Below are 26990 nucleotides of genomic sequence, written 5' to 3'. Positions count from 1 at the left end.
CTGGGAGTTGCCCGGAGCTGCCCGGAGTTGTCCGGGAGTCGTCCAGGGGAGGGGCCTCACCCCTTCTTGATGAATCCCTCCTGGATCAGCCAGTCCTTCGCCACCTCGTGCGGGTCCTGCCCGTCCACGTCCACCTTGGCGTTGAGCACCTGGGCGACCTCGGTCGTCAGTTTCCGGCTGACCGGATCGAGCAGCGCCGCGATCTCCGGGTACTTCTCGAAGGTCTTGGTGTGGACGACCGGTGCCGCGTTGTAGTTGGGGAAGAAGTGCCTGTCGTCCACGAGGACTTCGAGGTCCATGGCCCTGATCCGGCCGTCCGTGGTGAACACCTCGCCCAGCAGGCAGGAGTCGGACTTCGAGACCTGGGTGTAGATGATCCCGGCGTCCATCTTCTTGATGTTGGCGGCCGGGACCGACATCCCGTACGCCTTCTCCATCCCGGGCAGCCCGTCGTCGCGGGAGGCGAACTCGTTCTCCACGCAGATCGTCACCACCGCCGGGTTCTTCTTCGCCAGGGCGGCCACGTCGGAGAGCGTCCGCAGGTGGTACTTCGCGTTGTTCCTCCGGCTGATGGCGAGTGCGTAGGTGTTGTTGAGGGTGGACTTCGGGAGCCAGGTCACCCCGTTCCTCCGGTCCTCGTCGCGGACCGCCTCCCACTGCTTCAGCGGGTCGGGGATCGGCTTCGCGTGGCCCAGGTACGTGATCCAGCCGGTGCCCGTGTACTCGTACATCGCGTCCGCGTCGCCCTTGACGATCGCCTCGCGGGCACTGATCGAGCCGGGCAGGTTCGTCCGGTCCAGCACCTCCGCGCCGGCGGCCTTGAAGACCAGGCCGATCATCTGGCCCAGGACGATGTTCTCGCTGAAGTTCTTCGACGTGACGGTCAGCGAGGCGCCGTCCAGGGGCCGCCCCCGGCCGACCGAGCCCGGCGCCACGTCGTCCACCATCGGCGAACCGCTCTTCAGCCCGCACCCGGCGAGCACCAGCACCAGCACCACCGCCCCCGCCAGCCCGGCACGTACCCTCCGCGCACCCGTCAACCCGCCTCCGGTCCAGGTGCCCATCACCCCACCTCCAGTCCGCGCGGTGTCAGCGCCAGCTCGGCCAGCGAGGCCAGCCAGTCCACCAGCAGCGCCAGCACCACCGTCAGTACGGAACCGAGCACCAGCACCGGCATCCGCTGGGTCTGGATGCCCGAGGTGATCAGGTCCCCGAGGCCGCCGCCGCCGACGAACGTGGCCAGGGTCGCCGTACCGACGTTGAGCACCAGCGCCGTCCGCACACCGGCCAGGATCAGTGGGACGGCGAGCGGCAGCTCGACCTTGGTGAGCGTCCCCGTCGCCGACATGCCGATGCCGCGCGAGGCCTCGACCAGGTTCGGTTCGATCGCCCGGAGACCGGCGACCGTGTTGGAGAACACCGGCAGCACCGCGTAGATCACCATGCCGATGATCGCCGTCGAAGGACCGATTCCCAGCCAGATCACCAGCAGCGCCAGCAGACCGATCGCCGGGGTCGCCTGCCCGATGTTCGCGACCGCCGTGACCACCGGCGCGCCCCTGCTCAGCCCGCGCCGGGTCAGCGCGATCCCCAGCGGAATGGCGATGATCAGCACCCAGAACGTCGAGATCGCGGTCAGCCTCACATGCTGCCACCAGCGCAGTTGCACATTGCCGCCGGTGAGCGAGTTCCGTGCGATCGAGTCCAGGTGGACGTTGGTGATCCACAGATAGGTCACCACCAGCACGACCACCAGCACGAGGGGCATCGTCACCAGCTTGCGCCAGGTGATCCGGCGCGGCGGCCCGGCCGGCGGCGGGGCGGGCTCCTCCTCCTCGTCGCGGAAGGCATGGCCCTTGACGTCGTGTTCGCCGGGCGGGCGGTCCTCGTCGGAGGAGGGCTCGGGAGGCACCCGGGTCCCGGCACGCACCCGACGGGAGAGCACCCGCTCCCGGCGGGCGGATTCCCGCTCCCCATGAGGGCTTCGGTCCCGGCGGGATTCCCGGTTCGGGCGGGGCTCCCGGTCCCGGTGGGGCTCCCCGTCCGCGGGCGGGTGGGGGGTCATCCGCTCACACCGCCCTCCAGCTCCGCCTCGGTCTGGTGGCTGCGCATCTCCTCCAGGTCGTGCTGGTGCTCGATCGCGGCGAGCCGGTCGGCCTCCAGCAGTTCGTGGACGGAGTTCATCAGCGTGTGCATGTTCACGACCCCGATGAACTCGCCGCGCCGCCCGGTGACCGCGACCCGCCCGCCGCTGTCGGTCAGTACCGCCTCCAGCGCGTCGTGCAGCGTCGCGTCCCGGGTCACCGTGTCGTGGACCAGCTGCCCGGCCCGCGCCAGCGAACCGCGGGCCCGCATCAGGTCGCCGCGCCGCAGCCACTTGTACGGGCGGTTCCTGCGGTCCAGCATCAGCAGCTCGTTGTGCGGGCCGCTGCGCAGCTTGTTGAAGATCGACTGGAGCGGGTCGTCGACCGTCACCGTCGGGAACTGGGCCATCTCCACGTCCCGTACGCGGGTGAGGTTGAGCCGCTTCAACGCCGCCCCCGCACCCACGAACCCCGAGACGAAGTCGTCGGTCGGGTTGGTGAGGATCGCCTCCGGGGTGTCGAACTGCGCGATGTGCGAACGCTCCCGCAGCACCGCGATCCGGTCGCCCAGCTTGATCGCCTCGTCGAAGTCGTGGGTGACGAAGACGATCGTCTTGTGCAGCTCGTGCTGGAGCCGGATCAGCTCGTCCTGGAGGTGGTCGCGGGTGATCGGGTCGACCGCGCCGAACGGCTCGTCCATCAGCAGCACCGGCGGATCGGCGGCCAGCGCCCGCGCCACCCCCACCCGCTGCTGCTGCCCGCCGGAGAGCTGGCGCGGATAGCGCCCGTGGAACTCGCGCGGATCGAGCCCGACCAGGTCGAGCATCTCCTCGACCCGGTCCTTCACCCGTGACTTGGACCAGCCGACCATCCTCGGCACCAGGGCGATGTTCTCGGCGACCGTCATGTGCGGGAAGAGCCCGGACGACTGGATCGCGTAACCGATCTTGCGGCGCAGCCTCACCGGGTCGATGTCGGTGACGTCCTCGTCGCCGATCCTGATCCGCCCCGACGACGGCTCGATCAGCCGGTTGATCATCTTCAGGGTGGTGGACTTCCCGCAGCCGGACGGCCCCACGAAGATCACCGTCTCGCCGGCCCTGATGTCCATCGAGACGTTGTCCACCGCAGGGCTGGGATTGCCCGGGTACCGCTTGGTCAGGTCCTCCAGCTGGATGGTGGCCCCGGAGGTGGTCCTCGTCGGCGCCGCACTGTCGGCGGCCGTGCTCCCTGCGGCGGTCCCGGACACGGATTCTCGGGCCTCAGACACGGATCCCCCTCGGGATGGTGAGCCGCCCCAGCAGCACGTACGCGGCGTCGAAGAGCAGGGCGAGGACGACGATGCCGAGCGTGCCCGCGAGGACCTGGTTCATCGCGTTGGCGCTGCCCAGCGAGGCGATGCCGCGGAAGATCTCGTTGCCCAGACCGGGACCCGAGGCGTACGCGGCGATGGCGGCGATGCCCATCAGCATCTGGGTGGAGACCCGGATGCCGGTGAGGATCGGCGGCCAGGCGAGCGGCAGCTCGACCCGGCACAGCCGGGCCGGGCGCGACATCCCGATGCCCTTCGCCGCGTCCACCAGCGCGGGATCGACCCCGCGCAGCCCCACGATGGAGTTGCGGACGATGGGCAGCAGCCCGTACAGCGTCAGGGTGATCACCGTGGGCGCGACCCCGAGGCCGACCAGCGGGATCAGCAGACCGATCGCGGCGAGGGAGGGGATGGTGAGGACCGTCGCCGTGGACGTGATGGCCAGCGACCCGGCCCAGCCGCTGCGATAGGTGACGACCCCGATCAGGACACCCAGCACGGTGGCGATGACCATGCACTGGAACACGGCGCTGACGTGCTGGTACGCGTCGGTGAGCAGCTGTTGGTGCCGGTTTCCCAGATACTCCCAGAAGCTCACGCGCCACTCCTCGGCTCAGTCGTCGTCCTCCGCGGCCTGCTCGACGAGCGGGATGACGCGCAGCGGGACCGGGTTCTCCATGACGATGGCCGTGGAGGCCCGGACGATGCCATCAAAACCGACGACCAGGTCGATCACCCGTTGGAGATCGGCGTTGGAACGCGCCACGAGACGGCACAGCATGTCGCCGTGCCCGGTGGTGGTGTGCAGCTCCAGCACCTCCGGCACACCGGCCAAGTGGGCCCGTACGTCGGCGCCTTGGCCCTGTTTGATCTCCAGCGTCGCGAACGCGGTGACGGGGTAGCCGAGCGCCGCCGGATCGACCGTCGGACCGAAGTCGCGGATGACTCCATTCGACTGAAGCCGGTCGAGCCGGGCCTGCACCGTGCCCCGTGCCACGCCGAGCCTGCGCGACGCCTCCAGCACCCCGATGCGGGGTTCGCGGGCCAGCAGCACGATGAGCCTGCCGTCCAGTCGATCGATCGCCACGGTCCGCCCCCGGAGGTTCTCGTTGATGGTCATCATGTACAGATAGCCCGGTCATCATCCCCAACCGCTGTACAGATTGCCCAGCAGATTCGCGAACTGTTGCGCACCTTGCGGAGCGGCGAGAGCCTTCGAACATGACTGAGACTCTGCACACCACCCCCGACACCGGGCTCGGCAACCAGGAAACAAGTGAAGAGCCGAGGCGGAGCGGAGCGGAGCGGCAGGCCGACCCCTTCCCGGTCAAGGGAATGGACGCGGTCGTCTTCGCCGTCGGCAACGCCAAGCAGGCCGCGCACTACTACTCGACGGCCTTCGGGATGAAGCTGGTCGCCTACTCCGGACCGGAGAACGGCAGCCGGGAAACGGCGAGTTACGTACTGACCAACGGCTCGGCCCGTTTCGTCTTCACCTCCGTCATCAAGGCGGCCACCGACCACGGCCGCTTCCTCGCCGACCACGTCGCCGAGCACGGCGACGGCGTCGTCGACCTGGCCATCGAGGTCCCGGACGCCCGCGCGGCCTACGCGTATGCGGTCGAGCACGGCGCCCGCGGCCTCGACGAGCCGTACGAGGTGAAGGACGAGCACGGCACCGTCGTGCTCGCCGCGATCGCCACGTACGGCAGGACCCGCCACACCCTCGTGGAACGCACCGGTTACGAGGGCCCGTACCTGCCCGGCTACGTCGCCGCCGCCCCGATCGTCGAGCCGCCGGCCAAGCGCACCTTCCAGGCCATCGACCACTGCGTCGGCAACGTGGAACTCGGCCGGATGAACGAGTGGGTCGGCTTCTACAACAAGGTCATGGGCTTCACCAACATGAAGGAGTTCGTGGGCGACGACATCGCCACCGAGTACTCCGCCCTCATGTCCAAGGTCGTCGCCGACGGCACGCTCAAGGTCAAGTTCCCGATCAACGAGCCGGCGATCGCCAAGAAGAAGTCCCAGATCGACGAGTACCTGGAGTTCTACGGCGGCGCCGGCGTCCAGCACATCGCGCTCGCCACGAACGACATCGTCGCCTCGGTGCGGGCGATGCGCGCGGCGGGCGTCCAGTTCCTGGACACCCCCGACTCGTACTACGACACCCTCGGCGAGTGGGCCGGCGAGACCCGTGTGCCCGTGGAGATCCTGCGCGAGCTGAAGATCCTCGTCGACCGCGACGAGGACGGCTACCTGCTGCAGATCTTCACCAAGCCGGTACAGGACCGCCCGACCGTCTTCTTCGAGATGATCGAGCGCCACGGCTCGATGGGCTTCGGCAAGGGCAACTTCAAGGCCCTGTTCGAGGCGATCGAGCGCGAGCAGGAGAAGCGCGGCAACCTCTGACCGCCCGGCCCGCCGGACGAGCGGCCGCCGGCCCGCCGGACGGCCCGGTGCGCCGGCCCGTCCGGCGGGCGGCCGGTTCCGGGGGCGTCGGCAGCCGGTCGCGGGCCTACCGCCGCGGGCCGTCCGCCGGGGGAGTGTCCAGGTCGTCCAGGGCCTCCTGGGCGGCCGGACCGGCCAGGGGCGAGAACCGCAGGGTGGTGCGCAGCGCCTCCTCCAGATTGCGGCGCGCCGAACCGTACTGCCCCAACTCCTTCTGGACCACGCCCAGGTGGTAGGCGTACAAGGCGTTCCGCCCGCCCGTGTCGACCGCGTGGGAGGCGTAATCCAGGGCGGCGGACGGGTCGCCGGAGCGGTGCAGGGCCCAGCCCAGCGCGTCCGCCACCGCCGCGCTGCGGTGCGACCGCGCCCACTCGGCCTCCAGCACCTTCACCGCCTCGGCCGGATCGCCGTGATCGGCCTCGAAACGGCCGCGCAGCAGCGCGTCGTCCACGCCCCGGGCGGTGTCGCGGGCGAGCGCCTCGCCGAGCCGGGCGTACTGGCTGCGGGCCTCTCTGCCCAGCCCCAGCGACTCGTACAACTCGCCCAGCTCCAGCAGGTACTCGGGCCGGGGCAGACCCGCCAGGGCCGCCTGGTAGTCGCGCCGCGCCTCGTCCGTGCGGCCGAGCGCCGCCAGCGCCCTGGCCCGGCCCGCGAGCGACGGATGGTGGGTGCGGTCGGTCCGCAGCGCCGCACCGTACTGTGCGACCGCCTCCTCCGGCTCGCCCCGCTCCCAGGCCAGCTCGCCCAGCAGATGCAGGCACTGCGCCTTCTGCGCCGGTGTGGTGGCCCGGTCCGCCGCCTCCTGCGCGCTCGACAGCGCGTCCTCGGGCCGGCCCCGGTCCCCGTACATCCGCGCCCTCCGCACGAGCGCCGGGACCCCGGAGCGCAACGCCGTGAACCTCTCCACCGCAGCACTCTCCGACCCGCTGTCGCCCAGGCCCTTGTAGGCGTCGATCAGCGCCGGATACACGGCCCACTGCTTCGGCTCCCGCGCCCGCACCCGCTCGCCCCACTTCTTCGCCGTCACGAAGTCGTGCCGGGCATTGGCGAGCTCCGCGAGCCCCACCCAGGCCGCGGTGTTCCCCTTCTCCCCGGGCTCCGCGCCCAGCGAGTGCTTCAGCGCCCGCTCGGCCCGGCCGTAGGACGCCGCGTCCGCGGAACGCCGCCCCCACTCCACGTAGGCCGCACCGAGCACCGCCCAGGACCGCGCGTCGGACGGGTGCGCGTCCACCCACCGCCGGCGGTCCCCGATCAGCGCCCTCAGGTCGGACAGGGCGGCGGGGGAACCCGCGACCGTCGCCGCCAGCGCCCGCGAGACGGAACCGGGCACGGGCGGGGGCGGAGCCTTCTTCCCCTCGTCGTCGGGCACGGCCACCACCGCCCCCGTCACCAGCACCGCACCCGCCACCACGCCCAGGGCGGCCCTGCGCAGCGTCGTCCGCAGCGACACGGGAGGAGGCTCGGCCGACAGCATGGGATCGGGCGGCGGCACGGGAGCGGCAAGGACCGTCGCCGAAGGAGCCGAGGGAACGGAGGAGGCGCAGGCGCCGGGGGAGCCGGACGGGTCAAGGGGCGAGCGGCCCGGATCGGGGGGCTGCGGAGGCTGCTGCGGCGTGACGTCCATGCCGATCACTCTGCGTCAGTAATAAGATCACAATGCGTCTTGCGGAGGCCACCGCAGACGGGTTCACACCAATGGGCCCGGATGCCACGCTTGGATCATGAACGGTCTTCTCGAACGACTGAGCTCGGGCCTGCCCGCCGAGGCGCTGATCACCGACCCGGACGTCATGGCGTCGTACGCCCACGACATGGCGAGCTTCTGCGACGCCGGCGCGCCCGCCGTCGTCGTGCTCCCGCGCACCGCGGAACAGGTCCAGCATGTCATGCGCACCGCGACGGCCCTGCGCGTCCCGGTCGTTCCGCAGGGAGCCCGTACCGGCCTGTCGGGCGCGGCCAACGCCTCCGACGGCTGCATCGTGCTGTCCCTGGTGAAGATGGACCGGATCCTGGAGATCAACCCCGTCGACCGGATCGCCGTCGTCGAACCCGGCGTGGTCAACGCGGTGCTGTCCCGGGCGGTCGACGAGCACGGCCTCTACTACCCGCCGGATCCCTCCAGCTGGGAGATGTGCACCATCGGCGGCAACATCGGTACCGCGTCCGGCGGTCTGTGCTGTGTGAAGTACGGGGTCACCGCCGAGTACGTACTCGGCCTCGACGTCGTCCTCGCCGACGGACGCCTGCTCACCACCGGCCGACGCACCGCCAAGGGTGTCGCCGGGTACGACCTCACCCGGCTCTTCGTCGGTTCCGAGGGCAGCCTCGGCATCGTCGTCCGGGCCGTGCTCGCGCTGAAGCCCCGGCCGCCGCGGCAACTGGTGCTGGCCGCCGAGTTCCCGAGCGCGGCGACCGCCTGCGACGCGGTCTGCCGGATCATGGAGCGTGGTCACACTCCGTCACTCCTCGAACTGATGGACCGCACCACGATCCGGGCCGTCAACCGGCTGACCAACATGGGTCTTCCCGACACCACCGAGGCGTTGCTGCTCGCCGCCTTCGACACCCCGGACCCGTCGGCGGACCTGGCCGCCGTCGCCGAACTGTGCACCGCCGCCGGCGCCACCGACGTGGTCCCGGCGGAGGACTCCGCCGAGTCCGAAATGCTGCTCCAGGCCCGGCGCACGGCGCTCACCGCACTGGAGACCGTCAGCTCGGCCACGATGATCGACGACGTCTGCGTACCGCGCTCGAAGCTCGCCGCGATGTTGGAGGGCACCGCGGCCGTCGCCGAGAAGCACGGCCTCACCATCGGTGTCTGCGCGCACGCGGGCGACGGCAACACCCACCCCGTGGTCTGCTTCGACCACACCGACGCCGACGAGTCCCGGCGGGCCCGTGAGTCGTTCGACGAGATCATGGCGCTCGGCCTGGAACTCGGCGGCACGATCACCGGCGAACACGGCGTCGGAGTCCTGAAGAAGGAGTGGCTCGCACGCGAACTCGGCGAGGTGGGCGTCGAACTGCACCGGGGCATCAAGCAGGCGTTCGACCCGCTGGGACTGCTCAACCCCGGCAAGGTGTTCTGAGGGGCGGGCGGTACGGCACCCCCGCCCGCGCCCCGTCCCTGTAACCGTTCCAGCTGCCCGTGCTCCCTCCGTCCGTGCTTCCTGACCCGCCTTCGTCCCCGCTCCCTCACGCGTCGCCGTTCTGGGACTCGTCCGACGGCCACGGGTCGCGCATCCACAGGTCGTCGGCCGGCAGCGGGGCGAGCAGGTCGGCGAGGCCCTCGTCGATGCCGAGCCGCTCGGCCTCGGTGCCGGGCGGGACCACCCGCAGCGTCCGCTCCACCCACGCGGCCACCTGGGCGGAGGGCACCTCCAGGAGCGCGTTCCCGTCCGGCGAGGTCAGGGCGACGAAGATCACGTTGCGCTGGTCGACCTTGGTCGGCCAGATCCGCACGTCCCCGTGACCGCACGGCCGGAACACGCCCTCGACCAGCAGATCGCGGGCGAACGTCCAGTGGACGGGGAAGTCCGAGCCGATGTGAAAGGCGACGTGCACGGCGTACGGATCCGCCGCGCGATACGTCAGCCGGGCGGGGACGGGGATGCTGCGCTCGGGCGACAGGACCAGCTTGAGTTCCAGCTCGCGTTCCACGACGGTGTGCATGAGTGCGTCCTTCCGGTGCCTGTGGACCGGTCCCATGACCGGCCCGCACAAGGAGAGAGCGCCCTCCCCGCCATCTATTACGCGACTTCTGGAAAAAATTTCGGCGGGACCGGAAAGTGGCCCAAAGCCCTGGAGCGGCCCGGGGGTGCGCGGGCTTCTGGTAGATGTGGACCCGTCGCATTCATGCCTCGAAGAGATACGGGAACGGTGATGAGCGCCCCAACCCCGGAGCCCGGTGACGCAAGCCCCCGCGAGGGGTACTACCCCGACCCCTCCATTCCCGGCTACGTCCGGTACTGGAACGGCGCCTCGTGGGTGCCCGGCACGAGCCGGCCCGCCCCGGAGCAGGGCGAGTCGACGGCCGAGGCGCTCCCCGAAGCGGTGTCCGGCCCGCAGTCCCTGCCGCAGTCGCAGTCGCCGCGGTCACAGCCGGCCCGGCAGCAGCCGCAACAGCAGTCGTCGGATCCGGCGCCGGTGGACGAGACCGGTCCGATCTTCCTGGACGAGGAGCCCGCCCAGGGCAGCCGCCCCGAACCGGCGAGCGCCTGGCAGGCCGACCCCTCCCGGCAGACGGGCTTCGGCGGGGAACACGACCGACGGGTCTCCTGGGGCGGCACCGCCCGACCCGGTGAACAGGACGGCGGACCCGGCCGGTCGGACGCCACGGGCCGACCGGACGACCGGGGGCCGGCAGGGGCGCCGGAGCCCGGGGGCGTCGCAGCCTCGGACCCCGGCCGTGATCCGCGTACGCCCGCGGGCCGCGCCACGGCCGACCGGGTGCCCGAGGTCCGTACCCCCGCCGACGGCGCATCCGCGGACCCCCGCCGCCCCGCCGCGGCTTCCTCTTCCCCCTCTTCTCCGGGGGCGGCGGGCGGCGACCGGGCTCCCGAGAACACGGTCGCGATCCGGGTCGGCCGCCAGGGCCGCCCCGGCAACAGCGGTACGGGCAGCGGTACCGGCGGGAGTTCCGGCGCGGGCGATGCCGGGGCCCCGCCCGCCGACGGGACGATGACGATCCGTGCCCTCGGCGGGGACGACCGCGCCCCCGCCCGGCGGCCGGCGGAACCGGGCTCCGGGGAAGGGACGATGGCGATCCGCGCCGTCGCGCCCGGCGCCGGTACGCAGCCTCCCGCCCCGACGCAGGACCGGCCTGCCGCGCGCAACCAGGCGCAGGCCGCCGTGCAGAACCAGCCCCAACCGCCCGCACAGGCCCAGGCCCAGCCCCCGTTCCCCGCCCAGACCTCGGCCCCTGCCCAGCCTTCTGCTCAGGCTCAGGTTCCCGCTCAGGCCCCGGCCCCCGCCGAGCCCCACGGCCCCGTTCCGCAGGGCGGTGCGGCCCCGTGGGCGCAGCAGGCCGGCCGGCTCGCCCAACCCGACCAGGCGGCCGGCCCCCAGTTCCCGGGGCAGCAGCACGGGTTGCAGCCCCAGCAGCCGGGCCCCCGGCCGGGACCGCAGCAGCCGGGGCCGCAGTTCGGCGGGGCGCAGCCCGATCTGCCGGATCAGCCCGTCGTGCCCTGGAAGCCGCCGGTCGACGACCCGTTCCAGCAACTCGCCCAGGCCCAGGCCGCGGCGAGGCCGGCCGGGCTCGGCAAGCGGTTCGCCGCCCGGCTCATCGACACCGTGGTGCTGATGGCGCTCGTCGGAGCGGTCGGCTTCCCGCTCGTCTCGCGGGCCCTGGACCACATCGACGGGAAGATCGAGGCGGCGAAGCTGTCCGGCGAGACGGTCACCGTCTGGCTGGTGGACTCCACCACGGCCGGTCTGTTCGGCGGGGTGCTGGGCGCGTTCCTCGTGCTGGGCGTCCTGCTGGAGGCGCTGCCCACGGCGAAGTGGGGCCGCACGCTCGGCAAGAAGCTCTGCGGGCTCGAAGTACGGGACATCGAGTCCCACGAGTCCCCGTCCTTCGGCGCCGCGCTGCGCCGCTGGCTGGTCTACGGCGTGCTGGGCCTCCTCGTGATCGGGGTGGTCGAGGTGCTGTGGTGCCTGATCGACCGGCCGTGGCGCCAGTGCTGGCACGACAAGGCGGCACACACCTTCGTCGCGGGCTGAGGAGTTGACGGACTGACGGGTCGACGGGCCCACGGGTACGCGAGCCCACGGGCCCACAGGCACCTGGGTCCACGAGCCCGACGGGCCGGGCCGGACCTGCCTGCGCGGGCCCGGCCCGGTCCGGCCTTCGCGGGCGTGCCCGGCCCACTCCCACGGCCCACTCCCACGGCCGACGGCCCATCGGGTGAGGCCCGTCGGGACAGTCCGTTCCCCCGAACGCACCTGAGCCGTTGCGGGTGCCCCCGGCCCGGGGTGCACTGCCCCCATGAGCAACGATCAGCCGACGTCCGGTCAGCCGCCCGAGGACGACCCGTTCCGCAAGAAGCCGCAGGAACCGTCGCCGCCCTCGGGCTCGCCGTACGACAATGCTCCGCCCCCGCCGCCGTACGATCCCGGCCCCTACGGTGGCGGCGGCCCGTACGGCGGCGTGGACCCGCTGGCGGGCATGCCGCCGCTCGGCGAGCCCGGCAAGCGGATTCTGGCCCGGCTGGTCGACTTCCTGATCATCTCGATCCCGCTGTACCTGATCTCGTTGCCGTGGGGCGGCGTCGTCGAGATGAAGGACAACAGCGGCGACGTCGGCAACGTCTTCGCCCAGACCTACAACGGGCATCAGCTGCTGTGGTCGCTGATCGGCCTCGTGGCCTACGTCGCGTACGACACGTACTTCACGCACAAGGACGGCCGGACCCTCGGCAAGCGCCTCATGAAACTGCGGGTCGCGATGCTCGACGACGGCCGGGTGCCGGACACCGGCACGTCGTTCCTGCGGGCCGTGGTGCTGTGGCTGCCGGCACTGCTGTGCTGCCCGTGCCTGTGGTGGCTGATCAACATCGTGCTCATGTTCACGGACAAGCCGTACCGGCAGGGCCTCCAGGACAAGGCGGCGAAGACGGTGGTCGTCCAGACCAACTGACCACTGGCCAACTGACCGGCTGACAGCCCACCGACTGATCCGACCGACTGACCACCGGTCGGCCGGAGCCGGCCGACCGGGCCGGGCGCCGGAAAGGGGCGGGCCCGGCCCGGGGGCGGACCGGTGAGCGGACACCGGTGCGCCCGCGTCGCGCTGCTCCGGCGCGGGAGCGGGGGAAGGGCCCGCTCCCGCACGGGGTTTCAGCGCCGCAGCGAGTGCCGGACCGTCCGCCCGTCGGCGGGGGTCCCGGAACGCTGCCCGGTCTCGCGGGCCGGGGGGATCGGGGACTCGGTCCCCTCGCGGGTGAGGCCCTCGGCCTCCATGGCCGCGGTGACCGCGTCGTGGTTCGCGCCGGTCGCGGCACCGGTCCGGGCCGGCTTCGTTGTTTTCGCGCGTGACGGGTGGGGTACGGTCACGGCCACCAGCAGACCCAGCGCGAGTGCCGCGGTGCCGATGACGGCGATGCCGATTCCCGACTCCGTGCGCGAGAGCAGCAGCATGGCGAGGGTCGAGAAAATGACGGTGACCGAACCGTAGGAAAGCTGTGCGGCAGTGGGATGCGGCATGGCGGTGTCCGTCCTCGGGGCATCGGATGGGCGGTCTCTCGACACGGTCGCACTGTCGAGCGACTCTACGACGGTGGATGCCCGAGCCGGACCAGCAGTAAGCGTGACCTAACCCACGGTACCGGTGCACGGGGGGCGCACGGAGTCATTTCGTACCTCAACCGCGGCCCGTGACGCGCCGGTTGCCCGCCCGGTGAACGTCCGTATAACGGAAACGATCTCCTGCATAGTGCACTTGGCTTGTTCAAGTCAAGATCTGTCTTTTTTCGATTAACTCCGGTCGAATGTCGTCACTTGTGACGCGTACCTGCGCGCGGCCCCCACCTTCACTCCCGGCCGCAGCAGCGGGTGCCGGGGAGGACTGCATCAAGTGACCACAAACAGAAGGGCGCTTCGCGCTGCCGCGGTTGTCGTGGCCATGGCCGCCACCGCCGCCACAGCGTCGACCTTCGCCACCGCGCAGGCGGACGACAAGACGTCGGGCGCGAAGAGCACCACCGTCGACCGCCGCGACCCGGGGTCGGCCAAGGGCAGCGAGCACGACCTGAAGGGCCCGTTCAGCGAGCAGCAGGAAGCGCAGCGGCAGGCCGCTCTCGAGCAGGTCATCGCGGGCGACAAGAAGATCTCGACGCGCGGCGGCTCCAAGGTCGTCAAGCTCGACGACAAGAAGTACGTCGAGCTCGGCCGGGAGAAGACCGACAAGATCTTCACGATCCTGGTGGAGTTCGGCGACAAGGTCGACGACACGACCATGTTCGACCCGGACGGCGAGGGCCCGAAGCCGCCCGTCGTGAAGTACGGCGGCACGCCCGGCCCGCTGCACAACAAGATAGCCAAGCCGGACCCCAAGAAGGACAACAGCACCGCCTGGCAGGCCGACTACAACCAGGCGCACTTCCAGGACCTCTACTTCGGTGAGGGCGACGGGAAGGACTCGCTGAAGACCTACTACGAGAAGACGTCCTCCGGGCGTTACTCGGTCGAGGGCGAGGTCTCCGACTGGGTCAAGGTGCCGTACAACGAGGCCCGTTACGGGTCCAACTACTGCGGCTCGTCCAACTGCGCCAACGCCTGGGACATGATCCGGGACGGCGTGAACGCCTGGGTCGCCGACCAGAAGGCCAAGGGCCGTACGGCCGAGCAGATCAAGTCGGACCTCGCCCAGTACGACCAGTGGGACCGTTACGACTTCGACAACGACGGCAACTTCAACGAGCCCGACGGCTACATCGACCACTTCCAGATCGTCCACGCCGGTGAGGACGAGTCCGCGGGTGGCGGCGCCGAGGGCAAGAACGCCATCTGGGCCCACCGTTGGTACGCCTACGGCACCAACGCCGGTGCGACCGGCCCGGCCGACAACAAGGCGGGCGGCACCGAGATCGGTGACACCGGCATGTGGGTCGGCGACTACACCGCGCAGCCCGAGAACGGCGGCCTGGGCGTCTTCGCCCACGAGTACGGCCACGACCTGGGCCTGCCGGACCTGTACGACACCACCAACACCGCCGAGAACTCGGTCGGTTTCTGGTCCCTGATGTCGGCCGGCTCCTGGCTCGGCAAGGGCAAGGACTCCATCGGTGACCTGCCCGGCGACATGACCGCCTGGGACAAGCTCCAGCTGGGCTGGCTCGACTACGCCCAGGCCAAGGCCGCGACGAAGTCCGTCCACAAGCTGGGTGTGTCCGAGTACAACACCAAGAACAAGCAGGCGCTCGTCGTCACGCTGCCCGAGAAGGCCGTCACCACCGCCGTCACGAAGCCGGCGGAGGGCTCCAAGCAGTGGTGGAGCGACATGGGTGACAACCTCAACAACACCCTGAGCCGCTCGGTCGACCTCACCGGCAAGTCCAAGGCCTCCCTGGACCTTTCGGGCTGGTGGGACATCGAGAAGGACTACGACTACCTCTACACCGAGGTGTCGGACAACGGCGGCACCAGCTGGACCGCGATCGACGGCACGGCCGACGGCAAGGCGATCCCGCGCGACGCCAGCGACAAGCCGGCCCTGACCGACGTCTCCGGCGCGTACCAGAAGCTCTCGTACTCGCTGGACGCCTACGCGGGCAAGAAGATCGACATCCGCTTCCGCTACGCCACCGACGGCGGCGCGGGCGGCATCGGCTTCGCCGCCGACACCATCTCGGTCACCGCCGACGGCGCCGCGCTCTTCACGGACAACGCCGAGGGCGACGACAACGGCTGGACCGCCAAGGGCTTCTCCCGCGTCGGTGAGACGTTCACCAAGGACTACCCGCAGTACTACATCGCGGAGAACCGTCAGTACGTCAGCTACGACAAGACCCTCGAGGTCGGCCCGTACAACTTCGGCTTCTCCAAGACGCGTCCGGACTGGGTCGAGCACTACCCGTACCAGAACGGTCTGCTCGTCTGGCTCTGGGACAAGTCCCAGAAGGACAACAACGTCTCGCAGCACCCGGGCCAGGGCCTGATCCTGCCGGTCGACTCCCACGCCAAGCCGCTGAAGTGGGCCGACGGCACGGTCATCCGCAACAAGATCCAGCCCTTCGACGCGCCGTTCAGCTGGTACCGCACGGACGCCTTCACGCTGCACAACGCGGACGTCCCGGTCCAGATCAAGTCGCAGAGCGGCGTCCCGGTCTTCGACGACCGCAAGGGCACCTACTGGTACAAGGAGAACCCGACCGGAAGCGTTCAGGTTCCTGACACGAACACCCGGATCTCGATCATCAGCGAGCCCCGCAACGGCTCGACGATGACCCTCAAGGTCGGTCCCTCGGGCAAGTAGTTCCGAATAACCGCAGGTCAGAGCACGATCGGCCGTCGCCCTCTAGCGGGCGGCGGCCGATCGTGTTTAGGTGCGTCTTGTTCAGATCCTTATTGACACAACGTCTCACGGGGGAGCGCGGAGCATGGCAGGCGGAGGGTTCAGCAAGCTGCCGAACGGCAGGGTCGTGGTGGCGATCACACTGCCCAGCCCGACGGACGGGACGGGACCGGGGGCCCCGGTCCGGGTCCTGGTGCACGCGGCCAACCGGGCCCGCGCGCTGACCCGGCTGCGCAATCTGGGGCTGCGCGCCGTCTACCTCCGGGGCAACGCCGAACCCCCCACCCCCGACGAGATCACCGCCGTGCTGCACCACCCCGACGGGCTGCTGTGGCGCGCGAGACCGGAGAGGGACCAGGAGCTCTGGCACCCGATCCGCACCCTGCTGCGCCCGGCGATACCGGCCCGCCGCTCGGCCTGAGCCGAGGAGGGGCCGGGAGCGCCCGGGAGTCCGGGAGGCCCGGAACGGGAACGGCCCCGGGACAGGGTCCCGGGGCCGGAGTCCCGCTGGAGGGGCCGGGGCGGGCCCGTCACACCACCGGCTTGCCCGACAGCTTCACGCCCGCCCTGCGGAGCTCCTCCAGGGCCCGTTCCGTGGTCGTCTCGGCGACTCCCGCAGTCAGGTCGAGCAGCACATGCGTCGTGAAGCCCGCCCGGACCGCGTCCAGGGCCGTCGCCCGTACGCAGTGGTCGGTCGCGATGCCGACCACGTCCACCTCGGTGACCTGGTGCTCCCGCAGCCAGTCGGCCAGGCCCACGCCGTTCTCGTCCAGGCCCTCGAAGCCGCTGTACGCGGCGGCGTAGGCGCCCTTGTCGAAGACCGCGTCGATCGCCCCCGAGGCGACCGCGGGAGTGAAGTTCGGATGGAAGCCGACCCCTTCCGTGCCGGCGACGCAGTGGGCGGGCCAGGAGTGCTCGAAGTCCGGCTGCGCGGAGAAGTGGTCGCCCGGGTCGATGTGGTGGTCACGGGTGGCCACCACATGGCGGTAACCGGCCTGGGACTCGCCGATCAGGTCGGTGATGGCGGCGGCGACATCGGCGCCTCCCGCCACTGCGAGGCTGCCGCCCTCGCAGAAGTCGTTCTGAACGTCGACGACGATCAAGGCGCGGTGCATGGCGGATGTCCTTAGGTGGGGGACGGTCGGCGGTCGTGGTCGTGGGGTTCTGTTCCGGCCCGGGGTTTTCGGCCCCCGGGTTTTCGAGCCTAGAGACTCGGGGCCCGCTTGGGCGAGGGGCCTGCGCCGGGCCCGTCACGGTGTCCGGGGGCGGGGCGGCGGCCGGACGGGTCCGGCCACCGCCCCGGGCGGCTCCCTCAGACGTACTCCGTGGGGATGACCGGCTCCCCGCGGGACAGCTGCAGCGCCGACAGCGGCAGCCCCGCCCGTGCCGCGATGTGCCGGTCGCGCGCCGCGTCCAGCGGCTCGCGGGCGACCACCTCACCGCCCTTGACCAGCTCGACCAGCAGCTGCCGGCCGGCCAGCTCCACCGGTACGGGGCCGGTGCCGACCACCTCGGCCTCGGCCACCCCGTGCTCGTCGAGACGGCGCGCGGCCCACTTGCGACCGCCCACCGACGACTTCGCGCCGAGCGACTTCTTGGCCACCGGGCGCAGCGGCTCCGCCGGATCGGCGGACCCGGCACGGGCGACCAGCTTGTAGACCATCGAGCAGGTGGGCTGCCCGCTGCCGGTCACCAGCTGCGTGCCCACCCCGTACGCGTCGACCGGCGCGGCGGCCAGCGAGGCGATGGCGTACTCGTCCAGGTCCGACGTCACCACGATCTTCGTCCCGGTGGCGCCCAGCTCGTCCAGCTGCTGGCGCACCCGGTGCGCGACCAGCAGCAGGTCGCCGGAGTCGATCCGCACCGCGCCCAGCTCGGTACCGGCGATCTCGACCGCCGTCCGGACCGCCTCGGCGACGTCGTACGTGTCGACCAGCAGCGTCGTGCCCCGGCCCAGCGAGTCGACCTGGGCCCGGAACGCGTCGTGCTCGGTGTCGTGCAGCAGCGTGAAGGCGTGCGCGCTCGTCCCGACGGTCGGGATGTTGTAGCGGAAGCCCGCGGCCAGGTCGGAGGTGGTGCTGAAGCCGCCGATGTACGCGGCCCGCGCCGAGGCGACCGCCGACAGTTCATGGGTGCGGCGTGCACCCATCTCGATCAGGCCGCGCCCGCCCGCCGCCGTGGACATCCGGGACGCCGCGGCGGCGATCGCCGAGTCGTGGTTGAGGATCGACAGGATCACCGTCTCCAGCAGCACGCACTCGGCGAAGGAGCCCTCCACCCGCAGGATCGGCGAGCCCGGGAAGTACACCTCGCCCTCCGGGTAGCCCCAGATGTCGCCGCCGAAGCGGTAGTCGGCCAGCCAGTCGAGCGTGGGCCCGTCGACGACGTCCCGCTCGCGCAGGAAGGTGAGCATCTCGTCGTCGAAGTGGAAGTTCTCCACCGCGTCCAGCACCCGCCCGATGCCCGCGACGACGCCGTAGCGCCGCCCCTCGGGCAGCCGGCGCGTGAACGCCTCGAAGACCGAGCGCCGATCGGCCGTGCCGGCTTTCAGCGCGGCCTGCACCATCGTGAGCTCGTACTGGTCGGTGAAGAGCGCGGTCGACGGCACACCGACCCGACGCCCAAGGTCCGCAGAGTTCATGTTCCGGATGCTACCCCTATTTCGTCAAAGTGACGAGATCTCGGGTCGTTTGTGCGGCGACCCCTCCCGGGTGGCAGCATGGGGTGGGTGAGTGTCGCCCCTACAGAGATCGAGCGCCCAGAATCGGCCGAGGAGAGTCTCGTCGTCCCCGAGCCCGATGTGCCCTGGGTGACCCTGGTCCACAACGACCCGGTCAACCTCATGAGCTATGTGACCTACGTCTTCCAGGCGTACTTCGGTTACTCCAAGGACAAGGCGCACAAGCTGATGCTGGACGTCCACCACAAGGGGCGCGCCGTCGTCTCCAGCGGCAGCCGCGAGGAGATGGAGCGCGACGTCCAGGCCATGCACGGCTACGGGCTGTGGGCCACCCTCACCCAGGACCGCGACTAGTACCCCTCCCGGCGGGCCCCGCCCCGCCCCGTCGCGCCGCCCCGCACCTGCGCCGACGGCCCGGATCCGCCCCGCCCGACAGACCGACCCATCATCGGAGAAGACCCATGGCCGGCCACTTCGAGGCCACCCAAGGCGGCGGCGCGGCCGTCGCGCTCGACGAGGTGGAGATCGCGATCCTGCGCTCCCTCGCCGTACAGCTGCTGGAACTGATCGGCCCCGGCGACGAGCCCGCCGACGGCGAGGACCCGCTCGCCGCCCTCTTCGCGGAAGGGCCCAGCGAACCGCCCGCCGACCCCGCCCTGGCCCGCCTCTTCCCCGAGGCGTACGGCGACGAGGACGACGAACTGCGCGCCGCCTCCGCCGAGTTCCGCCGCTTCACCGAGAACGACCTGCGCACCCGCAAGCGCAACGACGCCCTCGTCGTCGTGCGCACCCTGGACGCGCTCACGACCACCGGCAACGGCGGCGCCGTGCTCGAACTCGCCGCCGACGAGTGCCGCCACTGGCTCGGCACCCTCAACGACCTCCGGCTGACCATCGGCACCCGCCTGGAGGTCTCCGAGGAGGACGGGGGCGAGGCCGACTCGCTCTACCGGCTGCCCGACAGCGACCCGCGCAAGCCCATGGTCATGGCCTACCTCTGGCTCGGCGCGCTCCAGGAAACCCTCGTGGAAACGCTGATGCCGGAGTAGACGGCGGGACCGCGCGGCCTGTGGGCGGCGGGGCCGCACGGTGCATGGGCGGCGGGGCCGCGCGGTGCATGGACGGCGGGGCCGCACGGCCTGTGGACGGCGGGGGCGCGCGGTGGGAGCGCGCGACCCCGCCGTTCGGTCAACGGACACCCAAAATCGAATAACGATCCCGTCACCCGGATGGTCCTGTTCGAGGTGACTGGTGACCCTTGTCCGCTTTTTCCTGTGATGTACGCCACTTAATCCCCGGCGGGCCGACCGGGAGGCCGTGATAAATCTTCACGACCACTCGGGACGCCACCTCTGTTCCCGAGTGCGCCGAAATCCGGCAACAGCCGGTGGCACTCCATTCATATCCGGGGGGATCGGAAACCGGTCCGCGGCCTCAACGGCCCGGAGCGGTGTGGAGAAAGGCGCAGCACATGACATCGGCGCAGATCGACGAGGGGCGAGGCGGCCGATCGGCCGCACCGACCGAGGATTCCGGACCGGCGGGCGAGGGATATCAGCGGGCCCTCGGTGCCCGCCAGATCCAGATGATCGCCATCGGCGGAGCCATCGGCACCGGCCTCTTCCTCGGGGCGGGAAAGGCGATAGCCAAGGCCGGGCCCAGCCTGATCCTGGCCTACGCCGTCGCGGGCCTGGTGATCTTCTTCATCATGCGGGCGCTGGGCGAACTCCTCATGTACCGACCGGTCTCGGGCTCCTTCTCCGAGTACGCCCGTGAATTCGTCGGCCCCTTCGCCGGGTTCGTCACCGGCTGGACCTACTGGCTCTTCTGGGTCGTCACCGGAATCACCGAAGTCACCGCGGCAGCCCAGTACATGACGTTCTGGTTCGACATTCCCCAATGGGCTTCGGCGCTGGTCTTCACGATCATTCTGTACGGCGTGAACCTGATCTCCGTGAAACTCTTCGGAGAGCTCGAATTCTGGTTCTCCATGGTCAAGGTGACCGCCATCGTCGGCATGATCCTCATCTGTGCCGGCATTCTCACCCTCGGCTTCTCCGACGCCGGGGAAACCGCCTCCGTCACCCACCTCTGGGCCGACGGCGGATTCTTCCCGCACGGCATCAAGGGCACCCTGATGACCCTGCAGATCGTGATGTTCGCCTTCCTCGCCGTCGAGCTCGTCGGCGTCACCGCGGGTGAGTCCAAGGACCCGAAGACCGTGCTGCCCAAGGCCATCAACACCGTGCCGTGGCGCATCGCCGTCTTCTACGTCGGCGCCCTCGTCATGATCCTCTCCGTGGTCCCGTGGTCCGTGTTCCAGCCCAAGGTCTCGCCGTTCGTCGCCGCCTTCGAACAGATGGGCCTCGGCATCGGCGCCGGCATCGTCAACTTCGTCGTGCTCACCGCGGCCCTCTCCTCCTGCAACTCCGGCATGTACTCCACCGGCCGCATGCTCCGCGACCTCGCGCTCAACGGACAGGGCCCGAAGTTCTTCACCCGGCTCACCCGGAGCGGCACCCCGCTCGTCGGCACGACCTTCTCCGCCGCCCTGATGCTCGTCGGCGTCTGGATCAACTACCAGTGGCCCGGCGAAGCCTTCACCTACGTCGTCTCCTTCGCCACCATTTCCGGCATGTGGGCCTGGATCATGATCCTCGTCTGCCAGATCCGCTACCGGCGCCTCGCCGACCGCGGACTGCTCCCGGGATCGAGCTTCCGGGCCCCCGGCGCCCCGTTCACCAGCTTCTTCGCCCTGGCCTTCATCGCGGTGGTCGTCGTCATGATGGGCATCGACCCGAGCACCAGGATCTCGCTGTACTGCGCCCCGCTCTGGGCCGCCCTCCTCGGCATCTCGTACCTGGTGCTCAAGGCCCGCAACCCCGGGAACGGGGCGTTCGCGAAGGCCGGGCACGGGGTCCTCGCGAAGGCCGACGGCGCGGCGTCCACGAAGGCCGGGAGGAAGACCCTCACGAAGAACTGAGCCGCCCCGGACCCGGCCCGACGACCCGGTCCGCCGTTCCCCGGCGGCCCGCAGCGCCGCTCTCCGACGGCCCGCGGCGCCGTTCCCGGCAGTCCGGACCACCGCCCCGCAGCAGCCCCTCCACCCCCGCGGAACCCGGCCGTCCCAACGGTCGTGTCCACCATTCGGGCCGTGGCGTACCACACCCTGGTACGCCACGGCCCGCGGCCTATCCTGGCGCCATGCTGACCATCACCCAGGCGCTCCACGACCAGATCGTCGCGCACGCCCGCGCCGACCACCCCGACGAGGCGTGCGGCGTGGTCGCGGGGCCGGCCGGGACCGGCCGCGCCGAGCGGTTCATCCCGATGCTCAACGCCGCCCGCTCGCCCACCTTCTACGAGTTCGACTCGGCCGACCTCCTCAAGCTCTACCGCGAGATGGACGACCGCGACGAGGAGCCGGTGATCATCTACCACTCCCACACGGCGACCGAGGCATACCCCTCGCGCACCGACGTCACCTACGCCAACGAGCCCGGCGCCCACTACGTCCTCGTCTCCACGGCGGACACCGACGGCGCGGGCCCCTTCCAGTTCCGCTCGTACCGCATCGTCGACGGCGAGATCACCGAGGAGGACGTCGAGATCGTCGAGGCGTACGAAGCCGCCTGACCGCCCCGCCCGGCCGCCGGGGCGGAAGCCACCCGGCGGCCGGGCGGACCCGGAGGCGACGCAACTGTCCACCTGTCGAACGACAGTCATCCGTCATGTGAGATCACACTCGGGATTGCGGACCGGGAATCGATACGATGAGCGCATGGTTCTCCATGACGTGAGCGACAAGACGCCGGGCACCCTGCTCGTCGCGCGGCTGCACGTCGACCTGTGCAGGCTCTCCAGCGCGATCTGTACGAGCCGCCTGCCCGCCGCCGGCCGCAGGGTCTGAGCCGGGCCGCGGCCCGAGCACCGCACGTACGCACCAACCCCCGCGCGGGGGCAGAGCCGCGCGCCCCACGCCACTTCTCCGCTTCCGACAGGAGCCCACGCCATGGCCATCGAGGTCCGCATCCCGACCATCCTCCGCACCTACACCGACGGCGCCAAGGCCGTCGAGGGCAACGGAGCGACCCTCGCCGACCTCTTCACGGACCTGGACAGCCGCCACAACGGCATCCGTGAGCGCATCGTCGACGGCGGCGAACTCCGCCGCTTCGTGAACGTCTACCTCAACGACGAGGACGTCCGCTTCCTCGACGGCATCTCCACCAAGCTGAGCGACGGCGACAACGTCACGATCCTCCCGGCCGTGGCCGGAGGAGCTGCCGGGACGCAGGCCCGTCCGGGCGGGGTGGCGGCCGGGCGACGGGTGGGCATGCGCTGATGCGGTACGACAGCCCGCTCGCCGCGGTGGGCAACACCCCGCTCGTCCGCCTGCCGCGGCTGTCACCCTCCGACGACGTCCGCATCTGGGCCAAGCTGGAGGACCGCAACCCCACCGGCTCGATCAAGGACCGCCCCGCGCTCCACATGATCGAACAGGCGGAGAAGGACGGCCGCCTGACCCCCGGCTGCACCATCCTGGAACCCACCAGCGGCAACACCGGCATCTCGCTCGCCATGGCGGCCCGGCTCAAGGGCTACCGCATCGTGTGCGTCATGCCGGAGAACACCTCCCGGGAACGGCGCGACCTGCTCGCCATGTGGGGCGCCGAGATCATCTCCTCCCCGGCGGCGGGCGGCTCCAACACGGCCGTACGCGTCGCCAGGGAACTGGCCGCCGAACACCCGGACTGGGTCATGCTCTACCAGTACGGGAACCCGGACAACGCGGGCGCCCACTACGCCACCACCGGCCCGGAGATTCTCGCCGACCTCCCCTCCGTCACCCACTTCGTGGCGGGCCTCGGCACCACCGGAACGCTCATGGGCGTCGGCCGCTACCTGCGCGAACACAAGCCGGACGTCAAGATCGTCGCCGCCGAGCCGCGCTACGACGACCTCGTCTACGGCCTCCGCAATCTCGACGAGGGCTTCGTGCCCGAGCTGTACGACGCCTCGGTCCTCACCACCCGCTTCTCCGTCGGCTCGGCGGACGCCGTCACCCGCACCCGCGAACTCCTCCAGCAGGAGGGAATCTTCGCGGGCGTCTCCACGGGCGCCGCGCTCCACGCCGCGATCGGGGTGGGGAACAAGGCGGTCAGGGCGGGGGAGCAGGCCGACATCGTCTTCGTCGTCGCGGACGGCGGCTGGAAGTACCTGTCGACGGGCGTCTACACGGCCCCGACCACGGAAGCGGCCATCGAAACGCTTCAGGGTCAGCTCTGGGCGTGACCGCCGAAAACCTCCAGGGCCGGCTCCGGGCATGACCGCCGACGGGTCACCGGCAGGCCGCCGAAGCCCCCGTCGGAGAGAATCCGCAGCACACCCGCCCGCCGGGCGGACCGGACACCCCGGCCCGCCCGGCGCGCGGCGTCCCGGACCCCGCCCCCCTCACCCCAGCCCCCGCACCCGCTCCCACACCCCCGGGTCCACGTTCCCCACCCGCCGCCGGAACCCCCGCACGGAGACCTGCCGCAGCTCGTCCGTCTCCAGATAGCTCGCCCGCCCCCGCGCGTCCCCCACCGTCCCCGCGGGCAGCGCGATCACCCCGGGCCGGCCCTCGTGGTACTTGCTGGTGATCTTCGCGACGAGCGCCGAACCACCCCGCACCGAGAGCACCAGACAGGGCCGGTCCTTCGTGCCGGGCCCGTCCTCGTAGGGCACCTCCGCCCACCAGATCTCACCCGGCAGGGGCCGCACCCCCCGCTCCGGACCGGCCCCGCGACCGGGCGCCGCCGGAGGACGGGTGCGCCCGCCCGGACGCGTACCGGGCGGCACCCCCGCCGACCCGCCGGAACGCCCACGAGACCCCCGGCCACCCCGCCCCCGGCCGTCGGCGACCGCCACCACGAGCGCGAGCAGTACGACCAGAGCGAGCGCGAGCCACCACCAGGACATGTCCATGCCTCCGACCGTACCGGCGTCCCCACCGCTTCCATCGAACCGGTGACAGCGCAGGTGAGTTCCCCCACAACGGACGGCCGTGGAGGAGCGGCCGACACTTCCGCGCCTTACTCTCGACAAACCGCTCAACAGACCGTACGAACCCTCCCCGTTCCCACGTCCCGGAGGTTCACGCTCCATGAAGCTCACCGTCGTCGGCTGCTCCGGCTCGTTCCCGTCCGCGGGATCGGCATGCTCGAGCTACCTCGTAGAGGCCGACGGCTTCAGGCTGCTCCTCGACATGGGCAACGGAGCCCTCGGCGAGCTGCAGCGTCACATCGGTCTCTACGACCTCGACGCCGTCTTCCTCAGTCACCTCCATGCCGATCACTGCATCGACATGTGCGCGTACTTCGTCGTCCGCTACTACCGGCACGACGGCGGCCGTCCCACCCCCATTCCGGTCTACGGGCCCGAGGGCACCGAGCAGCGGTTGACCACCGCCCACGCCGACACCCCGTCCGAGCACGCGATGAGCGAGGTCTTCGACTTCCACACGCTGAAGCCGGGAACGTTCGAGATCGGCCCCTTCTCGGTCCGCACGGAGAAGGTCTGCCACCCCGTCGACACCTTCGCGATCCGCATCGAGCACGGCGGCCGTTCGCTCGCGTACTCCGGGGACACGGGCATCTGCGAGGCCCTGGACGAACTCGCCGAGGGAGTCGACCTCTTCCTCTGCGAAGCATCGTTCATCCACGGCAAGGAGGACATCCCGGACCTCCACCTCAACGGCCGCGAGGCGGGCGAGACCGCCGCCCGCGCCGGGGTGGGGCGGCTCGTCCTCACCCACATCCCGCCGTGGACCGACGCCGACCGCAACCTGGCCGATGCCCGCACGGTCTTCCACGGACCGGCGGACGTCGCGGTGCCGGGGGCGGTCTACGAGGTCTGACCCCCCTTTCGGCCCGCGGTTCCCGGACACGACGAAGCCCCTCACCTCCCGCCGGGGGAGATGAGGGGCTTCGCCGTGCGACGCGCGGGTCGCGGGTGCGCGGGGCCTACTTGGCCTCGGCCTTGAGGAGCTCGGCGAGCTCCTCGTCGGACTCGCGGCCCGGAGTGGGCAGGTTGAACTTCGTGATCGCGAACCGGAAGACCACGTAGTACACCACCGCGAAGCAGAGGCCGACCAGCACCAGCATCCACGGCTTGCTCGCGATGCCGAGGTTCAGTGCGAAGTCGACCAGGCCGGCCGAGAAGCCGAAGCCGTCCTTCATCCCGAGCGCCCAGGTCAGGGCCATGGACACACCGGTGAGCACCGCGTGGACCGCGTACAGCACGGGGGCGATGAACATGAACGTGAACTCGATCGGCTCGGTCACACCGGTGACGAACGAGGTGAGCGCGAGGGAGAACATCATGCCGCCGACGACCTTGCGGCGCTCCGGGCGGGCACAGTGCACGATCGCCAGGCAGGCCGCCGGAAGGGCGAACATCATGATCGGGAAGAAGCCGGTCATGAACTGTCCGGCCGTCGGGTCACCGGCCAGGAAGCGGTTGATGTCACCGCTCTTGCCCTCGAACTCACCGGCCTGGAACCACGGGAACGAGTTCAGCAGGTGGTGCATGCCGACCGGGATCAGCGCACGGTTGGCGACACCGAAGATGCCCGCGCCGACCGCGCCGGAACCGACCAGCCACTCGCCGAAGTTGTGCAGCCCGGTGCCGAGGACCGGCCAGATGTAACCGAAGACGATGCCGATGACCAGGCCCGCGAAGGCGGAGAGGATCGGGACCAGGCGGCGCCCGCCGAAGAAGCCCGCCCAGGCCGGCAGCTTCGTACGGTAGAACCGCTGGTAGAGCAGCGCGACGACGAGGCCCATCACCACACCGCCGAGGACCTTGGCGTCCACCGGGGCGTCCGTCATCACGATCTTGCCGTCGACCACCTTCGCGACCTGCGGCAGGTTGCTGTCCGTGAAGGTGGCGAGCACCTTCTGGAAGACCAGGTAACCGGTGACGGCCGCGAGCGCGGTCGAACCGTCGGACCTCTTGGCGAAGCCGATCGCGATGCCGACGGCGAACAGCAGCGCCATGTTGTCGAGGATCGCGTTGCCGCCCGCGGCCATGAAGGTCGCCATCTTGGTGATGAAGCCCGGGAACGACTCCCTGCCGAGCATGTCTTCGTTGCCGAGACGCACCAGGAGCGCGGCGGCGGGCAGCACCGCGACCGGCAGCATGAGGCTGCGGCCGATGCGCTGCATGACCGCCATCACGCCGGCGCCCTTCTTCTTGGTGACCGCGGGCGCGGTGTCTGCCGTGGACATCAGCTTCCTCCATTGGACAAGGCGCCGCCCGGATCGTTGACGGGGGAGGGCGGCGACTCGAAGAACGCGGCAGAGCGCCACGTGGTCTGGACCACTCAGTGGTGTAGACCAGTTGTAACACGGTGAGCGTTGTATAAGGAACCTGCAATTCCCGATTGCTTCGCATGAGCAACACCAC

General features: G+C 70.7%; 26 protein-coding genes. 14 read left to right on the top strand and 12 right to left on the bottom strand.

Annotated features, from left to right (window positions below; genetic code table 11):
* Positions 1 to 56: 56 nt before the first annotated feature.
* The 5 genes from ACWCXX_RS07230 to ACWCXX_RS07210 form a co-directional block, all read right to left on the bottom strand.
* Entirely contained in the window at positions 57 to 1064 is a 1008-nt protein-coding gene (locus tag ACWCXX_RS07230; protein WP_451125199.1) for a glycine betaine ABC transporter substrate-binding protein, read from the bottom strand.
* Positions 1064 to 1930: an ABC transporter permease gene (locus tag ACWCXX_RS07225; RefSeq protein ID WP_451125197.1), complete on the bottom strand. Its 867-nt coding sequence runs from the start codon at positions 1928 to 1930 to the stop codon at positions 1064 to 1066. The genes ACWCXX_RS07230 and ACWCXX_RS07225 overlap by 1 nt, the downstream gene beginning before the upstream one ends.
* 131 nt (positions 1931 to 2061) lie before the next feature.
* The gene (locus tag ACWCXX_RS07220; protein WP_451125368.1) at positions 2062 to 3333 is read right to left on the bottom strand and encodes an ABC transporter ATP-binding protein; all 1272 of its coding nucleotides are present in this window, start codon (positions 3331 to 3333) and stop codon (positions 2062 to 2064) included.
* 13 nt (positions 3334 to 3346) lie between these two features.
* On the bottom strand, positions 3347 to 3994 hold the full coding sequence (locus ACWCXX_RS07215; RefSeq protein WP_451125195.1) for an ABC transporter permease: 648 nt from the start codon (positions 3992 to 3994) through the stop codon (positions 3347 to 3349).
* Positions 3995 to 4009: 15 nt separating this feature from the next.
* Positions 4010 to 4483: an Lrp/AsnC family transcriptional regulator gene (locus tag ACWCXX_RS07210; protein ID WP_451125366.1), complete on the bottom strand. Its 474-nt coding sequence runs from the start codon at positions 4481 to 4483 to the stop codon at positions 4010 to 4012.
* A gap of 134 nt (positions 4484 to 4617) precedes the next feature.
* Between ACWCXX_RS07210 and hppD the strand changes: the two genes are divergently transcribed.
* Positions 4618 to 5811: a 4-hydroxyphenylpyruvate dioxygenase gene (gene hppD / locus ACWCXX_RS07205; protein ID WP_451125193.1), complete on the top strand. Its 1194-nt coding sequence runs from the start codon at positions 4618 to 4620 to the stop codon at positions 5809 to 5811.
* Between the two features lie 106 nt (positions 5812 to 5917).
* On the opposite strand, the gene ACWCXX_RS07200 is transcribed toward hppD, so the two are convergent.
* The gene (locus ACWCXX_RS07200; protein WP_451125191.1) at positions 5918 to 7474 is read right to left on the bottom strand and encodes a tetratricopeptide repeat protein; all 1557 of its coding nucleotides are present in this window, start codon (positions 7472 to 7474) and stop codon (positions 5918 to 5920) included.
* Between the two features lie 97 nt (positions 7475 to 7571).
* Between ACWCXX_RS07200 and ACWCXX_RS07195 the strand changes: the two genes are divergently transcribed.
* Complete coding sequence (locus ACWCXX_RS07195) at positions 7572 to 8939, top strand: FAD-binding oxidoreductase (protein ID WP_451125189.1); 1368 nt, start codon at positions 7572 to 7574, stop codon at positions 8937 to 8939.
* Between the two features lie 106 nt (positions 8940 to 9045).
* Here the strand turns inward: ACWCXX_RS07195 and ACWCXX_RS07190 are convergent, their stop codons facing one another.
* The gene (locus ACWCXX_RS07190; protein WP_451125187.1) at positions 9046 to 9522 is read right to left on the bottom strand and encodes an SsgA family sporulation/cell division regulator; all 477 of its coding nucleotides are present in this window, start codon (positions 9520 to 9522) and stop codon (positions 9046 to 9048) included.
* A 210-nt stretch (positions 9523 to 9732) separates the two neighbouring features.
* Between ACWCXX_RS07190 and ACWCXX_RS07185 the strand changes: the two genes are divergently transcribed.
* On the top strand, positions 9733 to 11571 hold the full coding sequence (locus tag ACWCXX_RS07185; protein WP_451125185.1) for an RDD family protein: 1839 nt from the start codon (positions 9733 to 9735) through the stop codon (positions 11569 to 11571).
* Between the two features lie 265 nt (positions 11572 to 11836).
* Positions 11837 to 12487, top strand: a complete 651-nt coding sequence (locus tag ACWCXX_RS07180) for an RDD family protein (protein ID WP_451125183.1) — start codon at positions 11837 to 11839, stop codon at positions 12485 to 12487.
* A gap of 200 nt (positions 12488 to 12687) precedes the next feature.
* Here the strand turns inward: ACWCXX_RS07180 and ACWCXX_RS07175 are convergent, their stop codons facing one another.
* Positions 12688 to 13053 (bottom strand): hypothetical protein, encoded by a 366-nt coding sequence (locus ACWCXX_RS07175; RefSeq protein ID WP_451125181.1) that lies wholly within the window; start codon positions 13051 to 13053, stop codon positions 12688 to 12690.
* 370 nt (positions 13054 to 13423) lie between these two features.
* Here ACWCXX_RS07175 and ACWCXX_RS07170 point away from each other — a divergent pair, with 370 nt between their 5' ends.
* On the top strand, positions 13424 to 15823 hold the full coding sequence (locus ACWCXX_RS07170; RefSeq protein ID WP_451125179.1) for an immune inhibitor A domain-containing protein: 2400 nt from the start codon (positions 13424 to 13426) through the stop codon (positions 15821 to 15823).
* 124 nt (positions 15824 to 15947) lie between these two features.
* Positions 15948 to 16283 carry a hypothetical protein gene (locus ACWCXX_RS07165; protein WP_451125177.1) on the top strand — a complete coding sequence of 112 codons (336 nt, stop codon included), beginning with the start codon at positions 15948 to 15950 and terminating at the stop codon, positions 16281 to 16283.
* Between the two features lie 109 nt (positions 16284 to 16392).
* Here the strand turns inward: ACWCXX_RS07165 and ACWCXX_RS07160 are convergent, their stop codons facing one another.
* Complete coding sequence (locus ACWCXX_RS07160; RefSeq protein ID WP_451125175.1) at positions 16393 to 16977, bottom strand: isochorismatase family protein; 585 nt, start codon at positions 16975 to 16977, stop codon at positions 16393 to 16395.
* Positions 16978 to 17174: 197 nt separating this feature from the next.
* Positions 17175 to 18503 (bottom strand): nicotinate phosphoribosyltransferase, encoded by a 1329-nt coding sequence (locus tag ACWCXX_RS07155; protein WP_451125173.1) that lies wholly within the window; start codon positions 18501 to 18503, stop codon positions 17175 to 17177.
* 78 nt (positions 18504 to 18581) lie between these two features.
* Between ACWCXX_RS07155 and clpS the strand changes: the two genes are divergently transcribed.
* The 7 genes from clpS (at position 18582) to ACWCXX_RS07120 (ending at position 23837) form a co-directional block, all read left to right on the top strand.
* The gene (clpS, locus tag ACWCXX_RS07150; RefSeq protein WP_451125171.1) at positions 18582 to 18896 is read left to right on the top strand and encodes an ATP-dependent Clp protease adapter ClpS; all 315 of its coding nucleotides are present in this window, start codon (positions 18582 to 18584) and stop codon (positions 18894 to 18896) included.
* A 107-nt stretch (positions 18897 to 19003) separates the two neighbouring features.
* Entirely contained in the window at positions 19004 to 19591 is a 588-nt protein-coding gene (locus ACWCXX_RS07145) for a DUF2017 domain-containing protein (RefSeq protein ID WP_451125169.1), read from the top strand.
* A gap of 422 nt (positions 19592 to 20013) precedes the next feature.
* Entirely contained in the window at positions 20014 to 21525 is a 1512-nt protein-coding gene (locus tag ACWCXX_RS07140) for an amino acid permease (RefSeq protein WP_451125167.1), read from the top strand.
* A gap of 221 nt (positions 21526 to 21746) precedes the next feature.
* Positions 21747 to 22178 carry a Mov34/MPN/PAD-1 family protein gene (locus tag ACWCXX_RS07135; RefSeq protein WP_451125165.1) on the top strand — a complete coding sequence of 144 codons (432 nt, stop codon included), beginning with the start codon at positions 21747 to 21749 and terminating at the stop codon, positions 22176 to 22178.
* Between the two features lie 145 nt (positions 22179 to 22323).
* Complete coding sequence (locus ACWCXX_RS07130; RefSeq protein ID WP_451125163.1) at positions 22324 to 22452, top strand: putative leader peptide; 129 nt, start codon at positions 22324 to 22326, stop codon at positions 22450 to 22452.
* A 102-nt stretch (positions 22453 to 22554) separates the two neighbouring features.
* Positions 22555 to 22887, top strand: coding sequence for a MoaD/ThiS family protein (locus ACWCXX_RS07125; RefSeq protein WP_451125161.1), 333 nt, complete (start codon positions 22555 to 22557; stop codon positions 22885 to 22887).
* A complete protein-coding gene (locus ACWCXX_RS07120; RefSeq protein ID WP_451125159.1) occupies positions 22887 to 23837 on the top strand; it encodes a PLP-dependent cysteine synthase family protein in 951 nt (316 codons plus the stop codon). Before ACWCXX_RS07125 ends, ACWCXX_RS07120 begins: the two co-directional genes overlap by 1 nt.
* 159 nt (positions 23838 to 23996) lie before the next feature.
* Here ACWCXX_RS07120 and ACWCXX_RS07115 read toward each other — a convergent pair whose 3' ends face one another.
* A complete protein-coding gene (locus ACWCXX_RS07115; RefSeq protein WP_451125157.1) occupies positions 23997 to 24509 on the bottom strand; it encodes a type II toxin-antitoxin system PemK/MazF family toxin in 513 nt (170 codons plus the stop codon).
* A gap of 178 nt (positions 24510 to 24687) precedes the next feature.
* Here ACWCXX_RS07115 and ACWCXX_RS07110 point away from each other — a divergent pair, with 178 nt between their 5' ends.
* Complete coding sequence (locus ACWCXX_RS07110; protein ID WP_451125155.1) at positions 24688 to 25440, top strand: MBL fold metallo-hydrolase; 753 nt, start codon at positions 24688 to 24690, stop codon at positions 25438 to 25440.
* A gap of 106 nt (positions 25441 to 25546) precedes the next feature.
* Here the strand turns inward: ACWCXX_RS07110 and ACWCXX_RS07105 are convergent, their stop codons facing one another.
* A complete protein-coding gene (locus tag ACWCXX_RS07105; protein ID WP_451125153.1) occupies positions 25547 to 26812 on the bottom strand; it encodes a PTS transporter subunit EIIC in 1266 nt (421 codons plus the stop codon).
* Positions 26813 to 26990: the final 178 nt, after the last annotated feature.

Source organism: Streptomyces sp. NPDC001732 (assembly GCF_053596315.1).
Note: the sequence above shows the minus strand (reverse complement) of the source record. Positions and strands in the feature narration are given on the sequence as shown.

Bases quoted from the DNA above. Each gene is read 5' to 3' on its own strand.
- ACWCXX_RS07230 (WP_451125199.1), bottom strand. From the start codon at position 1,064: ATGGGCACCTGGACCGGAGGCGGGTTGACGGGTGCGCGGAGGGTACGT.
- hppD (WP_451125193.1), top strand. From the start codon at position 4,618: ATGACTGAGACTCTGCACACCACCCCCGACACCGGGCTCGGCAACCAG.
- ACWCXX_RS07200 (WP_451125191.1), bottom strand. From the start codon at position 7,474: ATGGACGTCACGCCGCAGCAGCCTCCGCAGCCCCCCGATCCGGGCCGC.
- ACWCXX_RS07195 (WP_451125189.1), top strand. From the start codon at position 7,572: ATGAACGGTCTTCTCGAACGACTGAGCTCGGGCCTGCCCGCCGAGGCG.
- ACWCXX_RS07190 (WP_451125187.1), bottom strand. From the start codon at position 9,522: ATGCACACCGTCGTGGAACGCGAGCTGGAACTCAAGCTGGTCCTGTCG.
- ACWCXX_RS07185 (WP_451125185.1), top strand. From the start codon at position 9,733: ATGAGCGCCCCAACCCCGGAGCCCGGTGACGCAAGCCCCCGCGAGGGG.
- ACWCXX_RS07180 (WP_451125183.1), top strand. From the start codon at position 11,837: ATGAGCAACGATCAGCCGACGTCCGGTCAGCCGCCCGAGGACGACCCG.
- ACWCXX_RS07175 (WP_451125181.1), bottom strand. From the start codon at position 13,053: ATGCCGCATCCCACTGCCGCACAGCTTTCCTACGGTTCGGTCACCGTC.
- ACWCXX_RS07165 (WP_451125177.1), top strand. From the start codon at position 15,948: ATGGCAGGCGGAGGGTTCAGCAAGCTGCCGAACGGCAGGGTCGTGGTG.
- ACWCXX_RS07160 (WP_451125175.1), bottom strand. From the start codon at position 16,977: ATGCACCGCGCCTTGATCGTCGTCGACGTTCAGAACGACTTCTGCGAG.
- ACWCXX_RS07155 (WP_451125173.1), bottom strand. From the start codon at position 18,503: ATGAACTCTGCGGACCTTGGGCGTCGGGTCGGTGTGCCGTCGACCGCG.
- clpS (WP_451125171.1), top strand. From the start codon at position 18,582: ATGGGGTGGGTGAGTGTCGCCCCTACAGAGATCGAGCGCCCAGAATCG.
- ACWCXX_RS07145 (WP_451125169.1), top strand. From the start codon at position 19,004: ATGGCCGGCCACTTCGAGGCCACCCAAGGCGGCGGCGCGGCCGTCGCG.
- ACWCXX_RS07140 (WP_451125167.1), top strand. From the start codon at position 20,014: ATGACATCGGCGCAGATCGACGAGGGGCGAGGCGGCCGATCGGCCGCA.
- ACWCXX_RS07135 (WP_451125165.1), top strand. From the start codon at position 21,747: ATGCTGACCATCACCCAGGCGCTCCACGACCAGATCGTCGCGCACGCC.
- ACWCXX_RS07130 (WP_451125163.1), top strand. From the start codon at position 22,324: ATGGTTCTCCATGACGTGAGCGACAAGACGCCGGGCACCCTGCTCGTC.
- ACWCXX_RS07125 (WP_451125161.1), top strand. From the start codon at position 22,555: ATGGCCATCGAGGTCCGCATCCCGACCATCCTCCGCACCTACACCGAC.
- ACWCXX_RS07120 (WP_451125159.1), top strand. From the start codon at position 22,887: ATGCGGTACGACAGCCCGCTCGCCGCGGTGGGCAACACCCCGCTCGTC.
- ACWCXX_RS07115 (WP_451125157.1), bottom strand. From the start codon at position 24,509: ATGGACATGTCCTGGTGGTGGCTCGCGCTCGCTCTGGTCGTACTGCTC.
- ACWCXX_RS07110 (WP_451125155.1), top strand. From the start codon at position 24,688: ATGAAGCTCACCGTCGTCGGCTGCTCCGGCTCGTTCCCGTCCGCGGGA.
- ACWCXX_RS07105 (WP_451125153.1), bottom strand. From the start codon at position 26,812: ATGTCCACGGCAGACACCGCGCCCGCGGTCACCAAGAAGAAGGGCGCC.